The sequence below is a fragment of the Geothermobacter hydrogeniphilus genome, from assembly GCF_002898515.1.
Classification (GTDB): domain Bacteria; phylum Desulfobacterota; class Desulfuromonadia; order Desulfuromonadales; family Geothermobacteraceae; genus Geothermobacter_A.
Map to the genome: position 1 here is coordinate 68,482 of NZ_PPFX01000011.1, position 25,341 is coordinate 93,822.

Consider the following 25,341-nt stretch of genomic DNA (forward strand, 5'->3'; position numbering starts at 1 on the left):
GTTCCGATGCCGGGGGCGGAAACCGGGGATCGCCGATGGGAATGTGCCACCCGTCGGATTCAACCGTCATGCAGGCAGGTGCTGTTGTGCTTCTCGGCTGTTCAGGGCAATTCGAAGGGTTGGCGGCAGGCGGTGCAGTTGACCTTGCGACCGGTCAGACGGTCGGGGTAGGTCATGCGGGTTCTGCACTGGCCGCAGAGAATGGTTCGAATGCCCGGCCGACGCGGGTCGGACGGCAGACGAATAACCGCAGGTGCTGTTGTTTGCCGGCCCCGGGTTCGTGGCAGCACCACCGGATTCCGGCAGTGATCGCAAATCGTTTCAGCACCTTCGTGCTGCGATTGAAAGTAGAGGCGGCCTCGGCAGATGTGGCAGTCGGCAGCGCGGAGCGGCGGCATGGGGGTGAGATGCTGCTGACAGTTTGGACAGAATTCCAGGGTGCGGCCGATCGATGTCCGGCAATGGGGACATGTCCGGCGATTGCTTTCGGTCAGACAAGGGACGTTGTTCTGTTCTTCCGGCCCGGCTTCGGTCGTTGGCGGGGAGGCCACCGGCCTGCGGCAGTTGCTGCAGTGCCAGATGTTGTTTCCGGCGTCGCCGCTGCGGAAGGCGAACAGGCTGCGCAGCCCCCGTCGGCCGGGATGCCTGTGGATGATGACGGTTTTGCAGCAGTGGGGACAATACGCGGGTATTGTTTCTGTTTCCATCCTTGATACGACTCCAGTGCCGGATCCTGTCATCCTCTCGATCCGAAAAATGACAATTTTCGCCTGCCGGCGTGGCCCGGCAGGCTGCTATTGGCATAAAAAACAAAATAAAATAAATAACTTGCCTTGTGCTGTCAGGGCATTGCCCCGTCGTCGGTGCAGGCAAACAGGGCTGTTTTCAGCAAAAATCCTGCCAGTGATGCGAGCGGGAGGCTCTTGACGGCTTCGGGGAGTTACAGAGATTCTCTTTCCGGCCTTGCGAAAAGCGCTTCAGTCAGCTTAAATTTAATTATCAGATGCGGGAGCGGGTTTTTGTATCCGTTCCAGGAAAGGAGTTCAGTCGTGGGCAGGGAGGTTCCCGGAAGCGGTATCAGGGTTGAGGAAGAGAGTCGGACGCGGACGGTCGCGCCGCCACTTTATCGCGTACTGATGCACAATGACGATTACACCACCATGGAATTTGTCGTGGAGGTGCTGCAGGCCGTTTTTCGCAAATCGGCTACGGAAGCCAACCAGATCATGCTCCATATCCATCACAAGGGCGTCGGGGAGTGCGGCGTTTTTCCCTACGAAATCGCCGAAACGAAGGTTGCCCGGGTCCACAGCCTGGCGCGGAAAACCGGGTACCCGCTGCGTTGCAGCCTGGAAGAAGCCTGACGAAGAGAGTCGAGATACCTATGTTCAGTGCCGAAGTACAAATTGCTTTTTCGCTCGCGGTTCGTGAAGCTCAGCGCCGGCATCATGAGTTTTTAACCTCGGAACATCTGCTTTATGCCGTACTGTTTGAAGAGCAGGGGCAGGAGATTATTCGCAACTGCGGAGGGGATCTGAGCGAGCTGCGCCGTCAGCTGGAAACATTTTTCAATGAAAAGCTGGAGAGCCTGCCGGGAGACGAGGAGTTTGTTCCCGAACAGACCGTCGGTCTGCAGCGCATCCTCCAGCGGACCGTCATGCACATGCAGTCGGCGGGCAAAAAAGAGGTGACCGTCGGCGACCTGCTGGCGGCCATTCTCGAAGAAAAGAAGTCGCACGCCGCTCATTTTCTGCTCTCCCAGGGCGTCGGTCGGCTTGATGTCCTTCATTATATCTCCCATGGAGTACCGAAGGTGGTCGGGGAGGAGAGCCTGCCGGAGGAGGACCGGACCCGTGAAGCGAAACCGGCTCGGGAGAAGCCCGGCAAGAATCCTCTCACGCTCTTTACCGTCAATCTGCTGCAATGGGCCCGCGACGGACGGATCGATCCGCTGATCGGCCGCGAGGCCGAACTGTCGCGCACCGTTCAGGTTCTCTGCCGTCGGCGCAAGAACAACCCGATTTTCGTCGGTGAGCCGGGGGTCGGCAAAACCGCCCTGGCCGAAGGGCTGGCATTGCGTATTGCCGAGGGCAAGGTTCCCGACCTGTTGCGTGATTGTGAAATTTACAGTCTCGATATGGGAGCGCTGCTGGCCGGGACCAAGTTCCGGGGGGACTTCGAGGAACGGCTCAAGGCGGTGATCAAGGAGTTGCAGAAGCGACCGCGGGTGATGTTGTTCATCGATGAGATCCACACCGTGGTTGGTGCCGGAGCGACCAGCGGAGGATCGCTCGACGCGTCCAATATTCTCAAACCGGTCCTTGCCAGCGGCGATATCCGCTGCATCGGTTCAACCACCTACGAGGAATACAAGAACCTGTTCGACAAGGATCGCGCTCTTTCGCGGCGGTTTCAGAAAATCGACGTTCCCGAGCCGAGCGTCGAAGAGACGGTGGCGATTCTGCAGGGGCTGCGCGTTCATTACGAGGAGCACCACGGGGTTCGCTACAGCGACGCGGCGTTGCAGGCCGCGGCGGAACTTTCGGCCCGGCATATCAATTTTCGTCACCTGCCGGACAAGGCCATTGACGTTATTGACGAGGCCGGAGCCTACGCGCGTCTGCAGCCGCGCCGCAAGCGGACGCTACAGGTTGCCGATATCGAAAAAGTGGTGGCCGGTATCGCCCGGATCCCGACCCGCAGTGTTTCGCGCAACGAGAGCCAGCGGTTGCAGAACCTGGAGCGGGATCTGAAGAAGGCCGTTTTCGGCCAGGACAAGGCCCTCAACCTGCTTTGTCGGGCGATCTGGCGCGGGCGCGCCGGACTCGGCCATCCCGACAAGCCGGTCGGCTCCTTCCTCTTTACCGGTCCGACCGGGGTCGGCAAGACCGAGGCGGCCAAGCAGCTGGCGGGCAGTATGGCGGTCGAGTTTCTGCGTTTCGACATGAGTGAGTACATGGAGAAACATTCGGTTGCCCGACTGATCGGCGCGCCACCCGGCTATGTCGGTTTCGACCAGGGGGGGCTGTTGACCGAAGCGGTGATCAAGCATCCCCATGCGGTGTTGCTGCTCGATGAAATCGAGAAGGCCCACCCCGACCTGTTCAACATTCTGCTGCAGGTGATGGATCACGGTACCCTGACCGACAACAATGGCAAGCAGGCCGACTTCCGCAATGTTGTGCTGATCATGACCAGTAATGTCGGCGCCCGGGAGATGAGTGCCAATCCGATCGGTTTCGGTGACGCGCGCGGTGGGCCCCCGAGGGGAGAGATCGAGCGGACCTTCTCCCCCGAATTCCGCAACCGGCTGGATGCCGTCGTCGATTTTGCCCCGCTTGACAGCGAGGTGATGGGGCTGGTGGTCGATAAGATGCTGCGTGAACTGCAGCGTCCGCTGGCTGACAAGGGAGTCAAGCTGCGGTTGACACCAGCAGCCCGCCGTTACCTGGCGGAGAAAGGGTATGATCCGCAGTTCGGCGCCCGTCCGCTGGCGCGCCTGCTGCAGTCCGAAATCGGCGACCAGGTTGCCAATGAAATCCTCTTCGGCTGTCTGCGTCAGGGTGGTCAAGTGAGCATCGGTTGCCGCAATCGAAAACTGCTGTTCAACTTCAGGTGACCCCGATGCCGGTCTACCGCCTGGTTGAAGAGCTGGTTTTCCCTCCCCCCTCGCTTGCCGAACCGAACGGCCTGCTGGCGGTCGGCGGTGATTTGTCGACGCCCAGACTGCTGCTGGCCTACTCGATGGGGATATTCCCCTGGTTCAATGATGACGATCCGTTGCTCTGGTGGTCTCCCGATCCACGTTGCGTGCTTTTCCCGGACCAGTTGCATGTTTCGCGCAGCCTGGGTCGGACAATGCGCCGTGGCCGTTATCGGGTGACGTTCAACAAGGCCTTCGGCGAGGTCATTGCCGCCTGCGCCGGAGTGCGCCAGGAACAGGGGGAAGAGACCTGGATTACCCTGGAGATGCTGGAGTCTTACCAGCGTCTCCACCGACAGGGGTATGCCCATTCGGTTGAATGCTGGCAGGGGGACCAACTGGTCGGCGGACTCTACGGGGTTTGCCTGGAGCGTTTTTTCTTCGGTGAATCGATGTTCCATCGCCATCCGGATGCTTCCAAGGTTGCCTTTGCCGCTCTGGTGCAGAGCCTCAGGGTGCAGAACTTTCTGGCCATCGACTGCCAATTGCCGACATCGCACCTGCACTCCCTCGGGGCCTGTGATATTTCCCGGCAGGATTTCCTCGACCTGCTGGTTGAGGGTGGTCTGCAGCCGTCAACTCACCCCTCGCGCGGTCTCTTTCCCGTCGCGCCGATGCGTATCGCCGCCGCCTGAAGTCGCCTGTCTGTACTGCTTAAAAAATGTGCAAAATGCCAGACGGAGAGAGGTTGCGGCATTCCCGCTGAACGATTCACGTATTGCCCACAGGGTTTTCCACGAAACTGTGGATGGACACAGATTGTAGTTGTAAAACAACGACTTGGAAGGTGGCTAATGGCCGGAAGTTTCGGCCGGAGAGGGGGCCTGCCCGGCTGCGTGACTCATGAAGTCAGCGATCCGTTTCTGGTCGCTTTTGAGAATGTCGATGAACTGCATGCCGACTTCGAGACCGGGCTGATTCGGCTCTTCTCCCGGATCGGAGTTCCAGACCACCTCGGCCAGGGCGCAGACCGGTGGTGTCTGCGGCTCAAGTTCCAGCAGAATCATGCAGAGGTCGGCGACTTGTACCGGCGGCCTGATGGTGAAGCGCAGCCCCCCTTGGCTGAGATTGACCTGACAACGGGGGAAACCCCCGAGTTTTTTCAGATCGGTGCTGCCGGCGAGGATGCGGACATTTTTTTCCCATTGCCGGCGAAAGGTACGCAGGGTGCCATGCCCCCGGGTATAGCGCAGCCCGACTCTGACATCCCGGCGGGGGTGATTGCGGCGCTGGAAGACTTCGAGGGTGGGATCGATGCTGATGCGCAGTTGCTCCGGGTCGAGGTAGCGTTCGAAGCGGCCGGTGATGCGAACGCCGAGTCCGAGGGCTTCGCCGCTCAGTTCCACCTCCATCCCCGGGGTGAAGGGAAATTCTTCCCCCGGACGGTTTTCGTAGGGAAGCCTCAGGTCGCAACTGTCACCGCGGGCATGAACAATGAACGCGGTCAGGGTTTCCACCCGGTCCGTGTTCTGTTCGCCGGAGATCGGGCGCAGCAACAGTCTCTGGTCGGTTTTGAAATATTTCCGGTACGGCATCAGCCGGAACCTCAGCGTGAAAAGGAAATTATCAGCATAACCCCGCTGATTCGGGGAATCCATAAAAAAGGGGGCCGAGAGGCCCCCTTCGAATCTTTGCTGTCCCGCTCGCCGATTACATTTCGTGACAGTTGTCGCAGTTGTCGTCGACCGAAAAGGCGGTGTCGCCATCATGGCAGGCGCCGCAGGCTTCCCCTTCACTCATCTGGTCCATGGTGAAGGCCGGGTTTTTCTTCCGGTTGGGAATGAAGATGCCGGGATGGCATTCGTCGCAGCCGTACATTTCTGTGTGGACGGAGTGGGGGAAAGTCGCCGGACCGGCATCGGTTTCAAATTTGACGTCGGCGGTCGGATGACAGTTGGCGCAATCCCCTTTGACCGAGAAGGCGGTGTCGCCGTCGTGGCAGGCGCCGCAGGCTTCGCCGTCGCGCATCTGCTTCATGGTGAAATGCGGATTCTTTTTCTGGTCGGGGATGAAGAGATCGGGATGACATTCACTGCAGCTGTACATTTCGGTGTGGACATCGTGAGGGAAACGCGCCGGCGCCGAATCATTTTCGAACTGGATGGGATGGGTCGGATGGCAGGCGCTGCAGTCTTCCTTGACACTGAAGGCCCGCTTGCCGTTGTGGCATTTGCCGCAGGCCTTGCCCTTCTCCATGTCGGCCATGGTGAAGTCCGGGTTTTTGCTGGTGACAATATTGAAAACGCTGTTGTGACAGGTCGGGCAGTTTTTTCCGAGTGCTTCGAGATGGTTGTAGTGGCTGAATTCAACCGTGCCGGTCGCGGCCACCGGAATTTCGACCTTGTCCTTGATCCAGCGGGCGTAGAGGGTGCCGGGAAGAACGAGCAGGGCGGCAATCAGCAGGGGGATGAAGCGCTTCATGAAAGTCTCCTGGTTTCAATGTGTGGCGGCCGGGCCGGGCCCGTCATGAAAATTGTTGCAGTCCATCTTGAGAACCGTATTAATTTCGCAAAATCCGTGCCTTGTCAAGGGCGGGTTGCAATCGTAACCGGTTCCGGGTTCGCGGAAGGCCCCGAAGCCGGGGCGGGAGACGATCCAGGCGCCTTTCGGGAGATGATTCAAAACCCGTCGGGACGATCAGCGGCTACGGCCGATTGCCGATCGCGGGCCGTGATATGGCTGGGTGTTTGGTCTCTGCGGGTGACTGTGCTACACTCCCGCGATTTGTCACTCCCGGTCGAGAATGGAAAGGATGCAGTGATGAAAAACCGCCAGGTTGATCTTTTTGCGGTTGTGCCGCCCGGTTTTGAACAGGTCTGTGCTGCGGAGCTTCTCGCTCTGGGGATGGCGGACATCGTGCCGGAGGCGGGCGGCGTCAGTTTTACCGGCAAGCTGCGGGAACTCTACCTGGCCAATCTCTGGCTGCGGTCGGCCGGCCGGGTTCTGGTGCGTTTTGCGGAGGTCCAGGCCCGGGACTTTCCTTCCCTGTTCCGCAAAGCGGTCCGTCTGCCATGGGGGGAGTTCATCCGTCCCGGACAGCGACTGAGGTTTCGGGTCAGCTCCCGAGGGTCGCGGTTGCAGCATGGCGGGCGCATCGCCGAAACCCTGGAGATGGCGGCCCGTCAGGCGTTGGGAGTCAGGCAGGAGGAGGACGGTGGGGAGGAGCAGCTGGTGCTGGTCAGGCTGGAGAAGGATTGCTGCTTTATTTCCATCGACAGTTCCGGTGCGTTGCTGCACCGGCGCGGTTATCGGGTTGAACCAGGGGCTGCGCCGTTGCGGGAAAATCTGGCTGCCGCCATTCTGGCAACTCTGGCCTGGCGTTCTTCGGAACCCATGGTCGATCCTTTTTGCGGATCGGGAACTTTCGCCATAGAGGCGGCCCTGCTGGCGGCCAATATCCCCCCGGGACGACAGCGTGATTTTGCTTTCATGCACTGGCCGGGGTTTCGTCACGGGTTGTGGAAACTGCTGCTTGTCGAGGCCGACCGTGGCCTGCACAGGGACGGGCATGGTCCGATTCTGGCCGCCGACCGGGACGCCGGGATGCTGGCAATGGCCCGGGCCAATGCCGACCTCGCCGGGGTCGCCGACCTGATCGAATGGCGATGTGCCGAGGTCATGGATCTGCGCCTGCCGTCGCGGCCGGGGGTGCTGGTCGCCAATCCCCCCTACGGGAGCAGGCTGGAGCAGCCGGAGAGCGTGGCCCGGCTTTACCGCCAGCTGGATGCGCTCTGCCTGACGGAGTGGCGGGACTGGCGCAAGGGCATCATCGTTCCCGATCCGGCGCTGCTGCAGCAATGGTCGGGGCGGAAGAAGCTCCGTTTCCGCAATGGGGGACTTCCGGTGCGGTTGTGGTTTGACTGATCCCCCGGCCCCCTTTTTGCTTGCTTTTTTTCGTTCAGTTGTATATTTTGCCGTCCTGTCCTGCTGCCGACATGGCCGGGACGATCCTGGAAGTTGAGAGAAAGCGAGGTGATTCTCAGGTGGAAATCACAGTTGTCGACGGCAACGTCGAGAAAGCGATCCGGGTCCTCAAGCGCAAGCTGCAGCAGGAGGGACTTTTTCGTGAAATGAAGCAGCGTAAATTTTACGAAAAACCGTCCGTCAAGCGCAAGCGCAAGGAAAAAGAGGCCCAGCGCCGTCTGCGGAAGAAGATGCGGATGATGCGCAACCGCTGATCCTCGCTTTTATTGCCCCAACAGAAGAAGGCCGGTCTCATGTTCGAGACCGGCCTTCTTCTGTTTGGGCGCAGGGCGGCCGATACGCACGCATCTGCTGCGTTGCTCCCGCGCCTCGTCATTCCGACGTAGCTGCCGCTACGCCTCATTCCTCGGTGCGTGAGACGCCTTGCATCTACGCACGTCTCGACCGCCTCGAACCGGTTGTGTTGGGGCGGCCGATATCCGCACATCTGCCGCGTTACCCTTGACCTTCAATCTTCGACGTAGTTTTCAGCCTCGCTGAATGCCATAAATGCAACAAGGCCGACCCGTATCCCGGATCGGCCTTGCCTTTGCCTTCAGATTTTAACCTAGCGCCTTGAGCCTAGCGCCTTGTGCCTGCTGTCCCCCTTATTTCGGCAACACCGGCAGCTTGAGCCCGGCCAGGTAGTCGACCATCTTCACCACCTGGCAACTGTAGCCGTTTTCATTGTCGTACCAGACGTAGAGGTTGCAGCGTTTGCCCTGGACGATGGTGGCGCAGGAGTCGACCACGCAGGCGTAGCCGGAACCGACGAAGTCGCTGGAGACGGCGTCGGGCGAATTGGTGTAGTCGATCTGCTCGTGCAGCGGGCCTTCGAGGGAGGCGTCGCGCAGCACCCGGTTGACCTCTTCGACGCTGGTTTCCTGTCCCAGGTTGAGGCTCAGGATCGCCAGCGAGACATTCGGGGTCGGCACCCGGATAGCGTTGCCGGTCAGCTTGCCGCTCAGTTCGGGCAGGGCCTTGGCAACCGCCTTGGCGGCCCCGGTTTCGGTGATGACCATGTTCAGCGGGGCTCCCCGGCCACGGCGGGATTTCTTGTGGTAATTGTCGATCAGGTTCTGGTCGTTGGTGTAGGAGTGGCAGGTTTCGACATGTCCTTCGACGATGCTGAAGCGATCGTTGATAACCTTGAGTACCGGTACGATAGCGTTGGTGGTGCAGCTGGCGGCCGAGAAGATCTGTTCATCGGCGGTCAGCAGTTCGTTGTTGACGCCGTAGACGATGTTCGGCACATCGCCCTTGCCGGGAGCCGTGAGGATCACCTGGGAGATGCCGCCACTCTTAAGGTGTCTGCCGAGTCCTTCGCGATCGCGCCACTTGCCGGTGTTGTCGACCAGGATGGCATTGCTGATGCCGTACCTGGCATAGTCGACGGTCGCCGGGTCATCGGAGTAGATGATGTGGATCAGGTTGCCGTTGGCGATAATGGCGTTTTCTTCCTTGTCGACCTTGATGGTGCCGTTGTAGGGACCGTGAATCGAGTCGCGGCGCAGCAGGCTGGCGCGTTTCATCAGGTCATCTTCGCTGCCCTTGCGGACCACTGCCGCGCGCAACCGAAGTTTTTCGCCGCCGCCGGTCTGGTCGATGAGGATACGCGCCAGCAGGCGACCGATGCGGCCAAAGCCGTAGAGAACCACGTCGCGTGGTTCTGTGAGCAAGGGCTTGCTGCCGGTATTGACATCTTTGAGCTCCTGGCGAACGAAGGCGTCGATGTCGAGGTTGCCGGCCTGGGCCTGGAAGCGGACCGTCAGTTTGCCGATGTCGATGCGGGCCGGAGCCAGTTCCAGCTTCGCCACCGCTTCGAGAATCGGCATGGTGTCCCTGACCGAGAGTTCATTTTCAAGAATCTGCCGGGCGAAGCGATGTGCCCGCAGGATGTCGATGGTCGACTGATGGACCAGTTTGCGGTCGTAGATGGTGATGACTACGCCCCGGTCACGATACAGCCGGCCGATGATCGGCAGCATCAGTTCGGCGATCTCTTCGCGCTTTTTCCAGTCTGAAAAATAACGTTCCTGCTTTTCGGTGACCATCGTTTTCTGTCCTTCCGCGACTTAAGGAAATGAGACTTTTACCTGAATCCGTGAGTTTCTGTTGGATGGAGAGTGCAAGTGCTTGGTCTGAATGAGATTTTCAAAAATCTGAAGCGCACCCATAGGTTCGCTGGTGATTTTTGGGAAGCTCAGGCAGGTCAATGACTTGCGCTATCCGCCGACAAGGGACCCACGGATTCAGGTTTTATCTGCACCGATTCAGGTGCATGTCAGTGTGGTTCTATTGAAAAACCGGCTCATCCTAAACAAAAACCGGATTCAAGGCAAGGGAATGGTACAACGGGTCAACGGGCCGGGTGGTAGAAATTTCGAGACTGGACTTGTCCGGGATTGGCTGGTATTCATATCTCTGTCCGCGGTTGCCTGCGGGATCACCAACGTCTGTTTCAAAGGAGGAATTATCTTATGGCGGATACAGTTTCCTACCAGGAGCTGGGCCTGAGCAACACCCGCGACATGTTTGCCAAAGCGATGTCCGGCGGTTATGCCATCCCGGCCTATAATTTCAATAATCTCGAACAGCTGCAGGCGATTGTCACCGCCTGCGCGGAGACCTCCTCGCCGGTGATCATCCAGGTCAGCAAGGGGGCGCGCAACTACGCCAATCAGACCATGCTGCGTTACATGGCGATGGGGGCGGTGCAGATGGCGCGCGAGATGGGTTCACAGATTCCGATCGCCCTGCATCTCGACCACGGGGATACCTTTGAACTCTGCAAATCCTGCGTCGAGTCGGGTTTTTCTTCGGTGATGATCGACGGTTCCCATCTCCCCTATGACGAGAATATCGCCCTGACTCGCCGGGTGGTCGAATATGCCCACCAGTTCGATGTCTGCGTCGAAGGTGAGCTCGGCGTGCTGGCCGGCATCGAGGATGAGGTTGAAGCCGAACATTCGACCTACACCAAGCCCGAGGAAGTTGAGGATTTCGTTGCCCGGACCGGGGTCGATTCCCTGGCGATTTCCATCGGCACCAGTCACGGTGCCTACAAGTTCAAGCTCAAGGAGGGTGAGGAGGTTCCGCCGCTGCGCTTCGACATTCTCGAAGAGTGTGAAAAGCGTATTCCCGGCTTCCCCATCGTCCTGCACGGGGCCTCCAGCGTGGTGCAGGAATATGTCCAGCTGATCAACCGCTACGGCGGCAAGATGGACGGCGCGGTCGGGGTTCCGGAAGAACAGCTGCGCAAGGCCGCGGCCAGCGCGGTCTGCAAGATCAACATCGATTCTGACGGCCGCCTGGCGGTCACCGCCAAGGTCCGCGAGCATCTCGCCAACAATCCCGCCGAGTTTGATCCGCGCAAGTATCTCGGCGACGCCCGCAACGAGCTGATCCGGTTGATCAAGCATAAGAATGAAACAGTACTCGGCAGCGCCGGCAAAGGGTAGTGTGGTGAGGGCGGCCGATACGCACGCATCTGCTGCGTTGCTCCCGCGCCTCGTCATTCCGACGTAGCTGCCGCTACGCCTCATTCCTCGGCGCGTGAGACGCCTTGCATCTGCACACGTCTCGACCGCCTTCAACGGTGGTGCTGGGGGGTGTCTTTAAGGCCCTATCTATCCATTGGCGGTTTTTTTCGGGTTCCCCTGTGTACCCCGTTTGTTTGCCCCCTGCGTAGCCAGGTCACCTACCATCACTGCCGGGCGTGGCTACGGGAGCGCTGCGGGTTTCGTAATCAGCATGGTTGACAAGGGGTAGTGTCCATGCCCGCCGCAGGCGAAAGCTCTTTCTGCTTACTCTTGCGAGCAGGCAAGAGTAAGGCGGAGAGCGGGGCCGCGACCCCGCGGTCTTTGGGTGTGAGGGCGGCCGATATCCGCACATCTGCTGCGTTACCCTCGGTCTTCAATCCTCGACGTAGCTGCCGCTACGCCTGTGGTTTCAGCCCTCGGGTGCCTTGCATCTGTACGAATCTCGGCCGCCTTCAGCCGTAGTGCTGGGGCGGCCGATACGCATCCGTCTGCGGCGTTGCACTCAGTCTTCAATCCTCGACGTAGCTGCCGCTACGCCTGTGGTTTCAGCCCTCGGGTGCCTTGCATCTGTACGAATCTCGGCCGCCTTCAGCCGTAGTGCTGGGGCGGCCGATACGCATCCGTCTGCGGCGTTGCACTCAGTCTTCAATCCTCGACGTAGCTGCCGCTACGCCTGTGGTTTCAGCCCTCGGGTGCCTTGCATCTGCACGAATCTCGGCCGCCTTCAGCCGTGGTGCCGGGGCGACCGCCCACAAAACAGATGGATCCCCTTCTTCTGTGGTATCCTCTAACAATTCACCATAACCCAGCTAATTTTCCTCCCGAGGTCTTCACCATGACACGACCCCTCCCGGGCCGGGGCTGTTCCCTGTTGATCCTGTTTTTCATCGTTTTGCTGCTGCCGGTCGCGGTTTGTGCCGCTGACAAGAAAGCCCCCCACGGTCGGCCGCCGGCCCTGGTGGCAACCGCGGTGGTGGAAGCGGGGCGGCTGCAGATGCCGCAGTTGCTGGTCGGCAGCAGCGAACCGCTGCGCCAGGCGGATGTCGCGGCTGAAACCCAGGGGCTGGTGTCAGAAATCGTCGCCCGTCAGGGTGACCGGGTCGCTGAAGGGGCGGTGCTGGTCAGGCTGCGTGACACCCGCCAGCAGTTGCTGCGCGATGAAGCACGGGCCCGCCTGGCGGAGGCCGGTTCGCGGTTGCGGAAGGCCGAGGCCGATGCCCGCCGGGCCGAAGACCTGTTCAAGCGTAAATTCATTTCCGACCAGGAGCTGCAGGCGAGATTGACGGACCGGGATGCCTTGTTGCGTCAGCAGGATCAACTGCGTGCCGCTATTCGCCTGATCGAGGATCGCCTGTCGCGCATGGTGATCCGTGCTCCCTTTGCCGGGCAGGTGGTGGCAGAGAAGACCGAACTGGGACAGTGGCTCGCCGAGGGAGAGGCCGCCCTGACCCTGGTCGACCTGTCAACCGTCAAGGTGATGATCCCGGTTCCCGAGCAGCGGATTGCCGGAGTTCAGCCCGGTGCCACCTTGCAGGTCAGTTTTGACGCCCTTCCGGGAGAGACTTTCAGCGGCAGGATCGCGGCCATCATTCCGCGTGCTGACCGCCAGGCGCGGACCTTCCCGGTACAGGTCAACGTCGCCAACCCGGAGGGACGCATCCTGGCCGGGATGCTGGCCCGTGTCCGGTTGGATGCGGGGGGCGAGAGGGAGGTGCTGCTGGTTCCCAAGGATGCCCTGGTGTCCCGTCCCGATGGCTCCGGGTATGTTGTGCAGGTGGTCGACGGCAAGGCTGCCCTGGTGCCGGTTCGCGTTCTTTCCGGTCAGGGAGAACGATTCGCTGTCGCCCCCCTGGGCGGCAGGCTGGCTGTCGGTGACCGGGTGGTGGTGCGCGGTAATGAACGGTTGCGATCGGGACAGGCGGTCCGCGAAGCCGGCGGCCGGCAGGGTTGATGGCATGAGTCTGATCAGGACCGCTATTTCCCGTCAGGTTACGGTTACCGTCGGCGTGCTGCTGACTTTGCTGTTCGGCCTGATCGGTCTGCGCCAGATCCCGGTGCAGTTGACGCCCGAGGTCGCCAAACCGGAAATTACCGTCAGCACCCTGTGGCCGGGGGCCAGCCCCGAGGATGTTGAAAAGGAGCTGGTACAGCGCCAGGAAGATCAGCTCAAGAGCGTGCAGGGTGTGGTCGAGATGAAGTCCGAATCGAGCGACAGTAATGGTCGCGTGGTTCTGAGCTTCGCCCCCGGCACCGACATGGATGCCGCTCTGCTCAAGGTCAGCAACGCTCTCAACCGGGTCCGGAACCTGCCGAACGAGGCGGAACGCCCGGTCATCTCGGCGGTCAACACCGAGGATCGGCCGATTGCCTGGCTGATTCTGCAGACCGCTTCCGGCAATACCACCCCCATCGATCGCTACCAGAATTTTACCGAGGATTTCGTCAAAGCCCGTTTTGAACGGGTGCCGGGGGTGGCGCGCAGCAACGTTTTCGGTGGTCGCGAGAGGGAGCTGCAGGTGATTGTCGATCCCGCCCGGCTTTCCGGTTTCGGCTTGACTCTCGGTGACTTCATGCGGGGCCTCGATGCCGAGAATATCAATCGTTCTGCCGGTAGCTTCGACGAGGGGAAACGCCGCTATATCGTTCGCACCTACGGTGAGCTGGTGACCCCGGAGCAGGTGGCGCAGGTCGCGTTGCGGACAGAGGATGGGAGACGAATCCTGGTCGGTGATGTCGCTGAAACCCGCTTCGGTTTCAAGCGGGCCACAGTGTCGGTGCGGCAGAACGGTCGGCCGTCGATCGCCATCAACTGCCAGCGGGAAAATGGCGCCAACGTCCTCGAAGTGATGGCCGGCATCAAGGCTGCCACTGCCGAGCTCAATGCCGGCCTCCTCATGCAGCGGGGCCTGACCCTGACCCAGGTCTACGACGAGACCGAATACATCACTTCGGCCATCGACCTGGTCCAGCAGAATCTGGTGATCGGTGGCGGGTTGGCCATCCTGGTGCTGCTGCTCTTCCTGCGTTCTTTTTCCGGGACCCTGATTGTCGGAACCGCGATCCCGATTTCGGTGATCGGTACCTTCGTGGTGATGTTTCTGGCAGGTCGCTCGCTCAACGTCATCTCTCTGGCCGGGCTGGCTTTCGCCGTTGGCATGGTGGTCGATAACGCCATCGTGGTGCTGGAGAATATCTATCGTCATCGACAAATGGGCAAGTCCCGGCCGCAGGCGGCCCTTGACGGAACCCGTGAGGTCTGGGGCGCGGTTCTTTCATCGACCCTGACTACCATCGCGGTATTCCTGCCGATTCTCTTCATCGTCCAGGAATCGGGGCAGCTGTTTCGTGACATCGCCATCGCCATCTGTGCCGCGGTCGGTTTTTCGCTGCTGGTGGCGGTGATCGTCATTCCCTCCTTCGCCGGGCGGATCATCGGCGGCGGGCGGCCATCGCGACGGCCGGGCTCTGTCGGCAGCCTGTTCGGGCTGACCCCGCTGGCGGGGAAATTGACCGACCGACTGGCCGACTGGACCTCTCATGTCGGCCGACGCCCTCGTCTGCAGTTGCTGACCGTACTGCTGCTGACCGGAACAGCTTTGGCGACCGCCTGGTGGCTGGCCCCGAAACCGGAATACCTGCCGACCGGCAATCGCAACCTGGTCATCGGTCTGTTGTTGCCTCCGCCCGGCTACAATGTTGAGGAATTCACCCAGATCGGGAAAAAGCTGGAGCGGGCCTTCGCTCCCCTCTATGAAAAGGATCTCGCGGCCCCTGCCGGGTTGCCGAAGATCAGCTCTTTCTTCTACGTTGCCAGCAGCCGGCGGATTTTCATGGGGATGCGTACCGTCGACCCGAAACGGATTCGTGAACTGATTCCTTTCGCCAAGAAGGAGCTGCGCAAGGTGCCTGGAATGATTGCCCTGGTTTTTCAGACGTCTCTTTTTGAGCGGGGGCTTTCCGGCGGCAATACCGTCGACATCGAATTTTCCGGCAACAATCTGGAGCAACTGGTCAATATCGGGCGACAGGCCTTTGGCGCCACTCTCGGCGCGGCACCGGGGGCGCAGGTCCGACCGGTTCCGAGCCTCGATCTCGGCAATCCGGAAATCCGTGTCATTCCCGACCGGGTGCGGCTGGCTGATTTCGGGCTCTCGGCGCGGGATGTCGGTATTGCTGTCGATGCCTTTCTCGACGGTGCCGTGGCGAGCAAAGTCAACGTTGACGGTGACGAACTCGACCTGACGGTTATCGGCCGGGAAGATCAGGCTGACCGTATCGAAGAGATCGGTCAGCTGCTGCTGCGCGCTCCGGGCGGACAGCGGGTGCCGCTTGAATCGGTGGCCGCTGTCCGGTTGCTGGCTGGTCCCGAGCAGATCAATCACAGTGAACGCCAGCGTACTATTGCCCTGAAGGTGACCGCTCCGGCGGAGATGACGCTCAAGGAGTTGATGGACCGGATTCGCGGCAAGGTGATCGAGCCGTTCCGCCAGGGGGGCATCATCCCGCCCGAGGTGCGGGTCAGGCTGAGCGGTACGGCGCGTAAACTGGATGAGACCTTTGCCGTGCTGAAATGGAACTTCATTCTCGCCATCCTCATCACCTACCTGCTGATGGCGGCGTTGTTCGAGAGTTTCTTCTATCCTTTCGTCATCATGTTCTCGGTTCCGTTGGCGATGGCCGGCGGTTTCCTCGGCCTGACCCTGGTCAACCTGACCATCGGTTACCAGCCGCTCGATATCCTGACCATGCTCGGTTTTATCATTCTCATCGGCACGGTGGTCAACAATGCCATCCTGATTGTTCACCAGGCGCTCAATTTCATGCGCCAGGAGGGCCTGGAGTACCATCACGCGCTGAGTGAGTCGGTACGCAGTCGGGTCCGGCCGATCTTCATGTCGGTGCTGACCTCGGTCTTCGGCATGCTGCCGCTGATCCTCTTCCCCGGTGCCGGCAGTGAACTCTACCGAGGGCTGGGCAGCGTAGTGGTCGGCGGCCTGGTGGTTTCGACCATTTTCACCCTGCTGCTGGTGCCGGCCCTGTTCAGCCTGATGATCGGCGTTCGGCAACGTCTGACCGGGCAGGTTGCCAAGGGGGTGGGAGAGTAGGATCTCCGGTGTAACCCTCTATGATCCAATGCTGCCGCCAGGACGCCAAGGACGCCAAGAAGGTCAAAACCTGATTTAACGCAGAAGTGGAGAGGGGCAAAGACAGAGAGAAAAGCTTTTTGGATTTTAAACCCTAGAAAAAGTTTTACTCTGCGTTCTCTACGGCTCTGCGCCTCTCCGTTAAAAAAGATTTTTTTGGCGCTCCTGGCGTCTTGGCGGCAGGTTTTTCGCTTTGCCGGGCATCACTTTTTTCGTTTGGTAGCCCTTCCCATTCTGTGTTTTAATTGCCCGTCCTGGCACCGACCAGCACCACTTTTACCGGCAAAGTGAGACCCCTGTCATGGTCGCTAAACGTATTGTCCGTAACGGGCGCAATCGTCGGCCCCGTCCCAAGCTGAAGCTGCGCGGGTTCAACAACCTCACCAAAACCCTCTCCTTCAATATCTATGATGTCTGTTATGCCAAGCGGCCGCAGGCGCGCAAGGAATATCTGCAGTATATCGACGAGGAGTACAACTCGGATCGGCTGGTGCGGATCCTGACCGAGGTGACCGAGATCATCGGCGCTAATGTCCTCAATATCTCCAGCCAGGATTACGACCCGATGGGGGCCAGTGTCACGGTGCTGATCGCCGAGGAACCGGTCGAACCGAAGAGCGACCAGGTGCTGGCACATCTCGACAAGAGCCACCTCTGTATCCATACCTATCCGGAAACCGATTCGCGCAGCGGGGTGTCGACCTTTCGGGTCGATGTCGATGTCTCCACCTGCGGCCGGATCAGCCCCTTGAAGGCCCTCAATTACCTGATCGACTCCTTCGAGTCGGATATCGTGCTGATGGACTACCGGGTTCGCGGTTTCACCCGCGACATCAAGGGCAAGAAGCATTTCATCGATCACAAGATCCATTCCATCCAGCAGTACATCAAGCGACGGATTCTGCACCAGTACCACTGTGTCGATATCAATATCTACCAGGAGAACCTGTTTCATACCAAGATGCTGCTCAAGGATTTCAAACTCGATAATTATCTTTTCGCCCTCAGTTCGGCTGATTTCAGTGACGGGGAACAACAGAAAATCCGTGCTATCCTTGAGCAGGAGATGACCGAAATCTTCTATTCGAAACACATTTTCTGAGCATATGCCCCGCTGCATGGATTTTCAGACGGGAGTCAACCGATGTCATTTCGCCTTCACAGTCTCTGGTTGTTGCTGCTTCTCGCCCTTCTCGGTGGATGTTCAGGGGTCGGCATGAGCCGCCCGGACAACCCTGAAATGCCCTATCCGCCCCCCCGGGCGCCGCAGGTCGGTGATGTGTTGCACTTTCCGACAGGCCTCTATGTCAGTCGCGAAGCGATGCTTTCAGTTGTTGCCGATGCCCGTGTCGTCTATGTCGGGGAGACCCACGACAACCCGGCCTCCCACCGGCTGGAACGGGACGTGCTGCAGGCCATGGCCGATCGCTGGCCGGGACAGGTTGCCCTCGGGATGGAGATGTTCACTCCCGCCCAGCAGCAGGTGCTGGATGCCTGGGTCGCCGGCGCGTTGACGGAAAAGGAATTTCTCAAGCAGTCGAACTGGTATGGCACCTGGCGGATGGATTTCGGCCTTTACCGCGATCTGCTGCAACTGGCCCGCGAGCGCAGGATACCGATCCGCGGGTTGAATGCCGAGAAGGATCTGGTGAGGGCGGTCGGTCGCAAGGGGCTCGACGCTCTCACCCTTGAGCAGCGTCGTCAGGTTCCCGAGATGGACCTTGAGGATCCCTACCAGAACGAGCTGGTCGAGGCGATCTACGGTGGTCACAGCGCCGGTCATGCCATGCTCGACGGCTTCCGTCGGGTGCAGACCCTGTGGGATGAAACCATGGCGCAGAATGTCGCCGCCTACCTGCAGCAGCCCGGGAACGAGCAGCTGCACATGCTGGTGATCGCCGGCGGCAATCACGTCCGCAACGGTTTCGGCATCCCGCGCCGGGTTTTTCGCCGGCTGCCGACCTCCTACGCCCTGGTCGGCTCGAAGGAAATCGTTATCCCCAAGGAGCGCCGGGACCGGTTGATGAATGTCAGCATCCCGGCCTTTCCGATGCCTCCCTATGACTATCTGGTCTACACCAGGTATGAAATCAACGATGCCGGCAAGGTCAAGCTCGGCGTCATGCTCGGCGAGGATGACGGCAAGGTGACCGTCGGTGGTGTGGCACCTGAATCCAACGCCGAGCGGGCCGGAATCAGGCAGGGAGACGTGATTCTGAAGATCGGCGATCAGCAGGTCAAAGAGAGCTTCGATCTGGTCTACGTGATCAACCAGCTCAAGCCCGGGGACGAGAAGACCCTGCTGATCGAACGGGACGGCAGGCAGATGGAGGTGCGGGTAACCTTCGAGAAGAGCAAGCCGATGCACCACGGCAAGAAATAATTCTGGATGCCGGAAGGCAACCGCGAAGGCACGAAGAACACGAAGAAAAGAAGAAGCCCCCGGAATCCAGATTCCGGGGGCTTCTCATTTACCTGAAGCATCAGCCGAGTTGCGCAGCGTCTTTTTCAGTTCGTTCATTCATGACCTTATACGCGCAGAATTCGCCGCACATGGTGCAGGCTCCGTGTTCTTCATCGACCCCCGATTCGGCTCGCAGCCGTCGGGCCTTGTCCGGATCGAGGGCGAGCTTGAACTGCCCCTCCCAGTCGAGCTGCTTGCGGCATTTCGCCATCGCCAGGTCCTGCTCCCAGGCGCCGGGTACCTGTTTCACCAGGTCGGCTGCGTGGGCGGCAATGCGGGTCGCCATCACCCCCTCGTGGACATCTTCGACTGTCGGCAGGCGCAGGTGCTCGCTGGGGGTGACGTAGCAGAGGAAGTCGGCCCCGGCGGCGGCGGCGACGGTGCCGCCGATGGCGCAGGTGATGTGGTCGTAGCCGGGGGCGATGTCGGTCACCAGCGGGCCGAGTACGTAAAAGGGGGCACCGTGGCAGAGGCGTTTCTGCAGCTGGATGTTGGCCTCGATCTGGTTCAGCGGTACATGCCCCGGTCCCTCGATCATCACCTGCACGCCGGCGTCCCAGGCGCGCTGGGTCAGTTCGCCCAACAGGATCAGCTCGTGGATCTGCGCCCGGTCGGTGGCGTCGGCGACGCAGCCGGGGCGGAAGCCGTCGCCGAGGGAGAGGGTGGCGTCGTAGGGGCGGACGATCTCCAACAGCCGGTCGAACTGCTCGAACAGCGGGTTTTCAGCTTCGTTGTGCGCCATCCACTCGACGGTGAAGGAGCCGCCGCGGGAGACGACGTCCATGACCCGCCCCTCGTTGCGCATCCGCTCAACGGTGCCGCGGGTGACCCCGCAGTGGACGGTGATGAAGTCGACGCCGTCGTCGAGGTGCTTGACGATGCCGTCGAAGATCTCGTCGGCGGTCATCTCGACCATCGCCTTGTTCTTGCGGGTGACGGTGTCGACCGCCGCCTGGTAGAGGGGCACCGAACCGATGCAGGCGTCGGTCTGGCTGATGATGGCGGCACGGATCTCGTCGATCGGCCCGCCGGTGGAGAGATCCATGATCGCGTCGGCGCCGGCGGCGACCGCCACCTTGGCCTTTTCCAGCTCCTTGTCGATGGAGACATCATCCTTGCTGGTGCCGATGTTGGCGTTGATCTTGGTCTTCAGGCCGAGGCCGACCGCCAGCGGCGGGGCATTGGTGTGTTTGATGTTGTGGCAGATGATCGCCGTACCGGCGGCGATCCGTTCGCGCAGCCGTTCGGCGTCAATCTGTTCGGCGGCCGCGACGGCCTTCATCTCTTCGGTAATCAGGCCCTTGCGGGCGGCTTCGAGCTGGGTCATGGGCGGGTTCCTTTTTTTGTCCTGCCTGGGTCGAGGGATCTTTATGATGCCAAGACGCCAGGCAAACCTTTGTAACGGAGAGACGCAGAGTCAATGCGTTCAGGGTTACAAAATGCTTTCTCTCTGTCTCTGCACCTCTGCGTTAAAAAGATTTTCCGTGGTGTTTCCGGGCCGGATTAATGGTTTTCGTTTCGCGTATGCGCCATAATCGCCTTTGCCCCCTGCCAGTGATTGACCGGGCCGTGGCCGTTGCCGAGGTCGGGGGCGGTGGCGATGGCGGCGTTGATGAACCGTTTGGCGGTCTTGACCGCGACCGGCAGCGGTTGCCCCTGGGCGAGCAGCGTGGCGATGGCCGACGAATAGCTGCAGCCGGTGCCGTGGGTATTGGTGGTGGCGATGCGTTCGGAGGCAAAGCGATGCAGTTTGTCGCCGGCCAGCAGCAGGTCGACCGCCGCGCCCTTGAGGTGCCCCCCCTTGAGCAGCACGTTGCGGGCGCCCATCGTCTGCAGCTTGCGGGCGGCACGTTCCATCTCCGTTTCGGTTTCGATGGCGATTCCCGAAAGCGCCTCGGCTTCCGGCAGGTTCGGGGTGAGCAGGTAGGTGAATGGAAGCAGTTCCGTGATCAGGACTTCGACCGCCTGCTGCTGCAGCAGCGGCGCGCCCCCCTTGGCAATCATCACCGGATCAACGACCGCCGGCAGTCCGTGACGATCGATGGCGGAGGCGACCGCGCTGACGATATCGGCGGAGAAGAGCATCCCGGTCTTGAGGATGTCACAGCCGAGGTCACTGAGGACTGTCTCCAGTTGCTCGGCGACGAAATCGGCCGGGCAGGGATGGATGCCGGTTACGCCGAGCGTGTTCTGGGCGGTCAGGGCGGTGACGGCACTCATGCCGTAGCCGCCGAGCAGGGTGATGGTCTTGAGGTCCGCCTGGATACCGGCGCCGCCGCCGGAATCGGACCCGGCCACGGTCAGTACCCGTCCGCGGGGAGGTTGCAGTCCACGGTTGAAGAGCAGTGAGAATTCGCGTGCCGCGATGCGTGGATCGCTGTCTTCGCGGAGTGCCGAGATCACCGCCAGGCCGTCGGCGCCGGCCTCCAGGACCGCCGGCGCCAGATCGCGGCGGATGCCGCCGATGGCGACCAGCGGCAGCTTGACCGCCCGCCGCACCTTCTCCAGCGTCCTCAGCCCGACCTGGACCGCGTCCTGCTTGGTGGTGGTCGGGTAAATGCTGCCGACCGCGATGTAGTCGGCTCCATCCGTTTCAGCCTGCAGGGCCTGCTCCACGGTGCGGGTCGACACCCCGATCAGCCGTCCCGGCCCGAGCAACTGCCGCGCGGCGGAAACCGGGGCATCGTTCTGGCCGAGATGGACGCCGTCGGCTTCGACGTCAGTCGCCAGTTCCGGATTGTCGTTGATCAGCAGTTTTGCCCCGAATTCGCGACAGAGTTCGAGCAGACCGCGGGCATCTTCACGCTGGTCGCCTATGGAGCGGGCTTTGCTGCGGTACTGGATGACACGGGCGCCTCCCTGCAGCACGGCGCGGGTGGTTTCCAGGTAGCGGCCTTCGGGGTCGGCGTCGGTGATGTAGTAGAGACCGTTGATCATTTACGTCAGTCCATAACCTGAATCACTGATTCAGGTATAAAAAAGCACCGCGGGCAGATTCGGCCGCGATGCTGGATCGAGTGGTTACGGCCGCTTCCCTACGCCGGTATAATCCGGATCAGGTTCAAAGGGTCGCCCGGGCGGGCTCTCAGTGACTACTCCCCTAGCGGTGTCTATGCAGTTGTGTCCGTCATCGTTATTGCTGGTCAGGCCAGCACAATGCGGTTGTTGAGCAGGTCGATTTCCTCGATCTTTCCGGCGATTTCCTCGATTTTGCCGAAGACATCAACCAATTTTACCTTGCCGTCAAGTGGCAGCAGCGATGCCACGTTGTCCAGGGTGCGTTCCTTGTCGCCCTGCACCAGCAGGAGCGGACCATTGTCGAGACACATGATGAGATACCTCCTGTTTTCACCTGAATCCGTGAGTTCCTGTTGGATGGAGAGTGCAAGTACTTGGTCTGAATGAGATTTTCAAAAATCTGAAGCGCACCCATAGGTCCGCTGGTGATTTTTGGGAAGCTCAGGCAGATCAATGACTTGTGCTGTCCGCCGACAAGGGACTCACCGATTCAGGTTTCAATGCAGACTAGCGAATGCCTTCCCCCGCTGTCAATCATCAATTGTTGACTCGGGCGGGAAACATTCGCCGGCCGAGCTTTACACGCCTCGACCGGCATGCTACAAAATTTCCTTTGTCGGTTCCCCGAATCAGTGTTTGAGTTCGCTGCTTCAGGTTCTGCCCCCTGATGGAGTGCTGCCATGGATTCTCTGCCCGCGACCCGTATCGAAATTGATCTTGACGCCCTGCGGCATAATTTTCGCCTGGCATGCGAGTATGCCGCGGGGCGTGACCTGCTTGCCGTGGTCAAGGCGGATGCTTATGGACATGGAGCGGTGCGGGTCGCGCAAACCCTGGTCGGGGAAGGGGCCGAGCTCTTCGGCGTCGCCCATCTCGGGGAAGCGGCCCCGTTGCGTCAGGCCGGTATCGACCGGCCGATCCTGCTCTTCTGCGGCGTGCGTCCGGGAGAGGAAGACCAGGTTCTCGAACTACGTCTGACGCCGATGTTGTTCGACCTCGGGTTGGCGGAACGTCTCGATGGGCTGGCGGCGGCAGCCGGGTTGCGGCAGCCGGTTCACCTGAAGATCGATACCGGCATGGGGCGGGTCGGCTTTCGCCCGGAGGAACTGCCGGAGGTGCTGGAACGCCTGCGGCAGTTGTCTCACCTTGAACTGGAAGGCGTGGTCTCCCACCTGGCCCTGGCCGACGAACGGGACAACCCCTTCAGTGAGGAACAGTATGCCCGTTTCCGTGCCTGCCTGCGACAGGTGCGGGAGGCGGGATTTTCTCCCCGTTGGGTTCATCTCAGTAACAGCGCGGCGCTCTACAGTCGTGATTTCCCCGAATGCAACCTGTCGCGTCCCGGTATCAGCCTCTACGGCGGATTGCCCGGACCCGGTTTCGCCGATCTCGACCTGCGTCCGGTGATGCATGTCCGCAGTTCTATCGCCCAGCTCAAACAGGTTCCCGCTGGGACCGGGGTTTCCTATGGTCATCGTTTCACGGCCGGGCGCCCGACCCGGCTGGCGGCGGTTCCGGTCGGTTATGCCGACGGCTATTCGCGCCGCTTCAGCAATTGCGGCGAAGTGCTGATTCGGGGTTGCCGGGCGCCGGTGGTCGGAACCGTGTGCATGAACTGGACCCTGGTCGACGTGACCGACCTGCCCGAGGTCGCCGTCGGTGACCGGGTGACGTTTCTCGGCCGGGACGGCGACACCCTGTTGCGCGGCAGTGATCTGGCGGCGAAGATCGGCACCATCGACTATGAGCTCTACTGTTCCCTGGGTTCGCGTAACGTGCGGGTCTACCTGGCCGCCTCATGATCGAATCTCTCCATCAGCTGCTGCGCCGGGACAGTGCCCTGATCAACCGCCACACACTGGGCGTAGCCGCCGTCTTCTCCGCCAAGGTCGTGGCGTCAGGGGTTGGCTTTCTGGTCAGTATCATGCTGGCCCGGCTGCTTGGGGCCGGGGGGCTTGGTCTCTATTTTCTGGCCATGACCATTATCGGGATCGGCGCGACCGTGTCCAGGTTGGGGCTGGAGAATGTGGTTCTCCGTTATGCGGCGGTTGCCAGTGAGCGAAATGACCGGTCAACATTGGCGGCCCTCTATCGAAAATCGATGGGGTTGGTTACCGGGGCCGGGGTGTTCGTCGGCGGACTGATTTTTTTTCTCCTGCCTCAACTGACTCTGGGCGGGGAGCGATCGGCTGAATTGCAGAGGCTCCTTCCGCTGGCCCTGATGACGCTGCTCCCCGGTACCCTGATTCTCCTTCAGGGGGAGTTCTTCAAGGCGGTCGGCCGCCCCGGGATGGGAACCCTGGTACAGGAGACCTTTGGTGCCCTGCTGATGGCAGCCGGCACCGGGTTGTTTTTTCTCTTCGGCGTTTCCGGGGTGGAGCGGGTTGTTCTGCTGCAGGCGGTTTCAGTCGGGCTGGTCCTGCTGCTGGCTGCGCTGGTCTGGCATCGTTGCCAACCGGGGCTCTGGCGTCTGCCCGGGAGTTTCGACACCGGGGTCCTGTTGCGTACCGGGTTCCCGCTGCTTTGGGTGACCGGCATGAGTCTGGTGATGAACTGGACCGATATCCTGGTGCTCGGCTACTGGAGTGATCCGGCAGTGGTCGGGATGTACGGGGTTGCCAACCGGGTGGCCATGCTGACGGTTTTTATTCTGACAACGGTCAACAGCGTCACGGCTCCGCGTTTTGCGGCTCTCTATGCTGAGGAGGATCATCGGGGACTGCGGCGGCTGGCTCAGCAGAGCGCCGGCTGGATGTTGCTGGCCGCCCTGCCGGTGATTTTGCTGCTGCTGATCGCTCCCGGTTGGGTCTTGCAGTTTTTTGGAGCGGATTTTGCGAAGGGAAGTCCATTGTTGCGAATTTTGGTACTCGGTCAGTTCGTCAATCTAGCCACCGGTTCGGTCGGTTACCTGCTGATGATGACCGGGCACGAGCGCATCATGCGCAATCTCATTGCCCTGGCCGCGGGGCTGAACCTGGCCGGCAACCTGTTGCTGGTGCCGTTGCTCGGGGCGGAGGGGGCGGCGGTGAGCACGGCCCTTTCTCTGGCGCTGATGAATCTGGGGTCTTTTGTCATGGTGAAGCGGAAACTGGGAATCAATACGCTGGGTTATCTGAAGGGAATGATTTCGTGAGACCGCCGGTTATCTTTATCGGCATGCACCGATCGGGGACCAGCCTGCTGGGGCGGTTGCTGGAGGAACTGGGATTGTTCATGGGGGTGGAGAAGGACCCCAACAATGAAGCCCTTTTTTTTCAGAGGATCAATAAGTGGTTCATGGATCAATGTGGGGCACGCTGGGATCAGCCCCTAGGAATTAGGTGCTTGCTGGAAAATGACAGTTTGCTGGTTCATGTTGAAGGACAGGTGCGGAAGATTCTGGATGGTCCTGCTTCAATTTCCTACCTCGGCTGGCGCCGGTATTTTCTGGCGGGCGGTATTTTTCGATTTCACCTGAATCTGATGAAATGGTCTCCCCCGCTACCCAAATCGGCGTCTATGCGCCAT

The 25,341-nt window shown here is 60.6% G+C and carries 20 protein-coding genes and 1 riboswitch; of the genes, 13 read left to right on the forward strand and 7 right to left on the reverse strand.

Annotated elements, in window-relative coordinates; translation table 11 throughout:
- Positions 1 to 101: 101 nt before the first annotated feature.
- Positions 102 to 707, reverse strand: coding sequence for a hypothetical protein (locus tag C2E25_RS06795; protein ID WP_103115009.1), 606 nt, complete (start codon positions 705 to 707; stop codon positions 102 to 104).
- A 342-nt stretch (positions 708 to 1,049) separates the two neighbouring features.
- Here C2E25_RS06795 and C2E25_RS06800 point away from each other — a divergent pair, with 342 nt between their 5' ends.
- The 3 genes from C2E25_RS06800 to aat are packed head-to-tail and all read left to right on the forward strand — an operon-like array spanning position 1,050 to position 4,338.
- The gene (locus tag C2E25_RS06800; protein ID WP_103115010.1) at positions 1,050 to 1,364 is read left to right on the forward strand and encodes an ATP-dependent Clp protease adaptor ClpS; all 315 of its coding nucleotides are present in this window, start codon (positions 1,050 to 1,052) and stop codon (positions 1,362 to 1,364) included.
- Between the two features lie 20 nt (positions 1,365 to 1,384).
- Positions 1,385 to 3,619 (forward strand): ATP-dependent Clp protease ATP-binding subunit ClpA, encoded by a 2,235-nt coding sequence (clpA, locus tag C2E25_RS06805; protein WP_103115011.1) that lies wholly within the window; start codon positions 1,385 to 1,387, stop codon positions 3,617 to 3,619.
- A 5-nt stretch (positions 3,620 to 3,624) separates the two neighbouring features.
- Positions 3,625 to 4,338, forward strand: a complete 714-nt coding sequence (gene aat / locus C2E25_RS06810; RefSeq protein ID WP_103115012.1) for a leucyl/phenylalanyl-tRNA--protein transferase — start codon at positions 3,625 to 3,627, stop codon at positions 4,336 to 4,338.
- Between the two features lie 156 nt (positions 4,339 to 4,494).
- Here the strand turns inward: aat and C2E25_RS06815 are convergent, their stop codons facing one another.
- Positions 4,495 to 5,238, reverse strand: a complete 744-nt coding sequence (locus C2E25_RS06815; RefSeq protein WP_158247168.1) for a PilZ domain-containing protein — start codon at positions 5,236 to 5,238, stop codon at positions 4,495 to 4,497.
- Positions 5,239 to 5,353: 115 nt separating this feature from the next.
- A complete protein-coding gene (locus tag C2E25_RS17285) occupies positions 5,354 to 6,124 on the reverse strand; it encodes a cytochrome c3 family protein (RefSeq protein WP_146032915.1) in 771 nt (256 codons plus the stop codon).
- A 339-nt stretch (positions 6,125 to 6,463) separates the two neighbouring features.
- Between C2E25_RS17285 and C2E25_RS06820 the strand changes: the two genes are divergently transcribed.
- On the forward strand, positions 6,464 to 7,567 hold the full coding sequence (locus tag C2E25_RS06820; RefSeq protein WP_158247169.1) for a THUMP domain-containing class I SAM-dependent RNA methyltransferase: 1,104 nt from the start codon (positions 6,464 to 6,466) through the stop codon (positions 7,565 to 7,567).
- A 119-nt stretch (positions 7,568 to 7,686) separates the two neighbouring features.
- Positions 7,687 to 7,881 carry a 30S ribosomal protein S21 gene (rpsU, locus tag C2E25_RS06825; RefSeq protein WP_103115027.1) on the forward strand — a complete coding sequence of 65 codons (195 nt, stop codon included), beginning with the start codon at positions 7,687 to 7,689 and terminating at the stop codon, positions 7,879 to 7,881.
- A 393-nt stretch (positions 7,882 to 8,274) separates the two neighbouring features.
- Here the strand turns inward: rpsU and C2E25_RS06830 are convergent, their stop codons facing one another.
- Positions 8,275 to 9,720 (reverse strand): glyceraldehyde-3-phosphate dehydrogenase, encoded by a 1,446-nt coding sequence (locus C2E25_RS06830; protein WP_103115015.1) that lies wholly within the window; start codon positions 9,718 to 9,720, stop codon positions 8,275 to 8,277.
- 426 nt (positions 9,721 to 10,146) lie between these two features.
- Between C2E25_RS06830 and C2E25_RS06835 the strand changes: the two genes are divergently transcribed.
- The 5 genes from C2E25_RS06835 to C2E25_RS06855 all read left to right on the forward strand — a co-directional run bounded on the left by C2E25_RS06835 (position 10,147) and on the right by C2E25_RS06855 (position 18,735).
- Positions 10,147 to 11,127 carry a class II fructose-bisphosphate aldolase gene (locus C2E25_RS06835; RefSeq protein ID WP_103115016.1) on the forward strand — a complete coding sequence of 327 codons (981 nt, stop codon included), beginning with the start codon at positions 10,147 to 10,149 and terminating at the stop codon, positions 11,125 to 11,127.
- A gap of 916 nt (positions 11,128 to 12,043) precedes the next feature.
- Positions 12,044 to 13,159: an efflux RND transporter periplasmic adaptor subunit gene (locus C2E25_RS06840; RefSeq protein ID WP_158247170.1), complete on the forward strand. Its 1,116-nt coding sequence runs from the start codon at positions 12,044 to 12,046 to the stop codon at positions 13,157 to 13,159.
- Between the two features lie 4 nt (positions 13,160 to 13,163).
- The gene (locus tag C2E25_RS06845; RefSeq protein WP_158247171.1) at positions 13,164 to 16,313 is read left to right on the forward strand and encodes an efflux RND transporter permease subunit; all 3,150 of its coding nucleotides are present in this window, start codon (positions 13,164 to 13,166) and stop codon (positions 16,311 to 16,313) included.
- 340 nt (positions 16,314 to 16,653) lie between these two features.
- Complete coding sequence (gene speD / locus C2E25_RS06850) at positions 16,654 to 17,454, forward strand: adenosylmethionine decarboxylase (protein WP_103115019.1); 801 nt, start codon at positions 16,654 to 16,656, stop codon at positions 17,452 to 17,454.
- A gap of 42 nt (positions 17,455 to 17,496) precedes the next feature.
- On the forward strand, positions 17,497 to 18,735 hold the full coding sequence (locus C2E25_RS06855; protein WP_103115020.1) for a ChaN family lipoprotein: 1,239 nt from the start codon (positions 17,497 to 17,499) through the stop codon (positions 18,733 to 18,735).
- A 100-nt stretch (positions 18,736 to 18,835) separates the two neighbouring features.
- On the opposite strand, the gene thiC is transcribed toward C2E25_RS06855, so the two are convergent.
- The 3 genes from thiC to C2E25_RS06870 all read right to left on the reverse strand — a co-directional run bounded on the left by thiC (position 18,836) and on the right by C2E25_RS06870 (position 22,145).
- Complete coding sequence (gene thiC / locus C2E25_RS06860) at positions 18,836 to 20,143, reverse strand: phosphomethylpyrimidine synthase ThiC (RefSeq protein WP_103115021.1); 1,308 nt, start codon at positions 20,141 to 20,143, stop codon at positions 18,836 to 18,838.
- Positions 20,144 to 20,319: 176 nt separating this feature from the next.
- Positions 20,320 to 21,753: a bifunctional hydroxymethylpyrimidine kinase/phosphomethylpyrimidine kinase gene (gene thiD, locus C2E25_RS06865; protein ID WP_103115022.1), complete on the reverse strand. Its 1,434-nt coding sequence runs from the start codon at positions 21,751 to 21,753 to the stop codon at positions 20,320 to 20,322.
- 78 nt (positions 21,754 to 21,831) lie between these two features.
- Positions 21,832 to 21,928, reverse strand: a riboswitch (TPP riboswitch).
- Positions 21,929 to 21,959: 31 nt separating this feature from the next.
- Positions 21,960 to 22,145, reverse strand: a complete 186-nt coding sequence (locus tag C2E25_RS06870; RefSeq protein ID WP_103115023.1) for a CooT family nickel-binding protein — start codon at positions 22,143 to 22,145, stop codon at positions 21,960 to 21,962.
- Positions 22,146 to 22,514: 369 nt separating this feature from the next.
- Between C2E25_RS06870 and alr the strand changes: the two genes are divergently transcribed.
- The 3 genes from alr to C2E25_RS17815 form a co-directional block, all read left to right on the forward strand.
- Positions 22,515 to 23,636, forward strand: coding sequence for an alanine racemase (gene alr / locus C2E25_RS06875; RefSeq protein ID WP_103115024.1), 1,122 nt, complete (start codon positions 22,515 to 22,517; stop codon positions 23,634 to 23,636).
- The gene (locus C2E25_RS06880; protein WP_103115025.1) at positions 23,633 to 24,967 is read left to right on the forward strand and encodes an oligosaccharide flippase family protein; all 1,335 of its coding nucleotides are present in this window, start codon (positions 23,633 to 23,635) and stop codon (positions 24,965 to 24,967) included. The genes alr and C2E25_RS06880 overlap by 4 nt, the downstream gene beginning before the upstream one ends.
- 191 nt (positions 24,968 to 25,158) lie before the next feature.
- Positions 25,159 to 25,341 (forward strand): hypothetical protein (locus C2E25_RS17815; protein WP_233189360.1); only part of this gene is annotated, 183 nt, incomplete at its 3' end.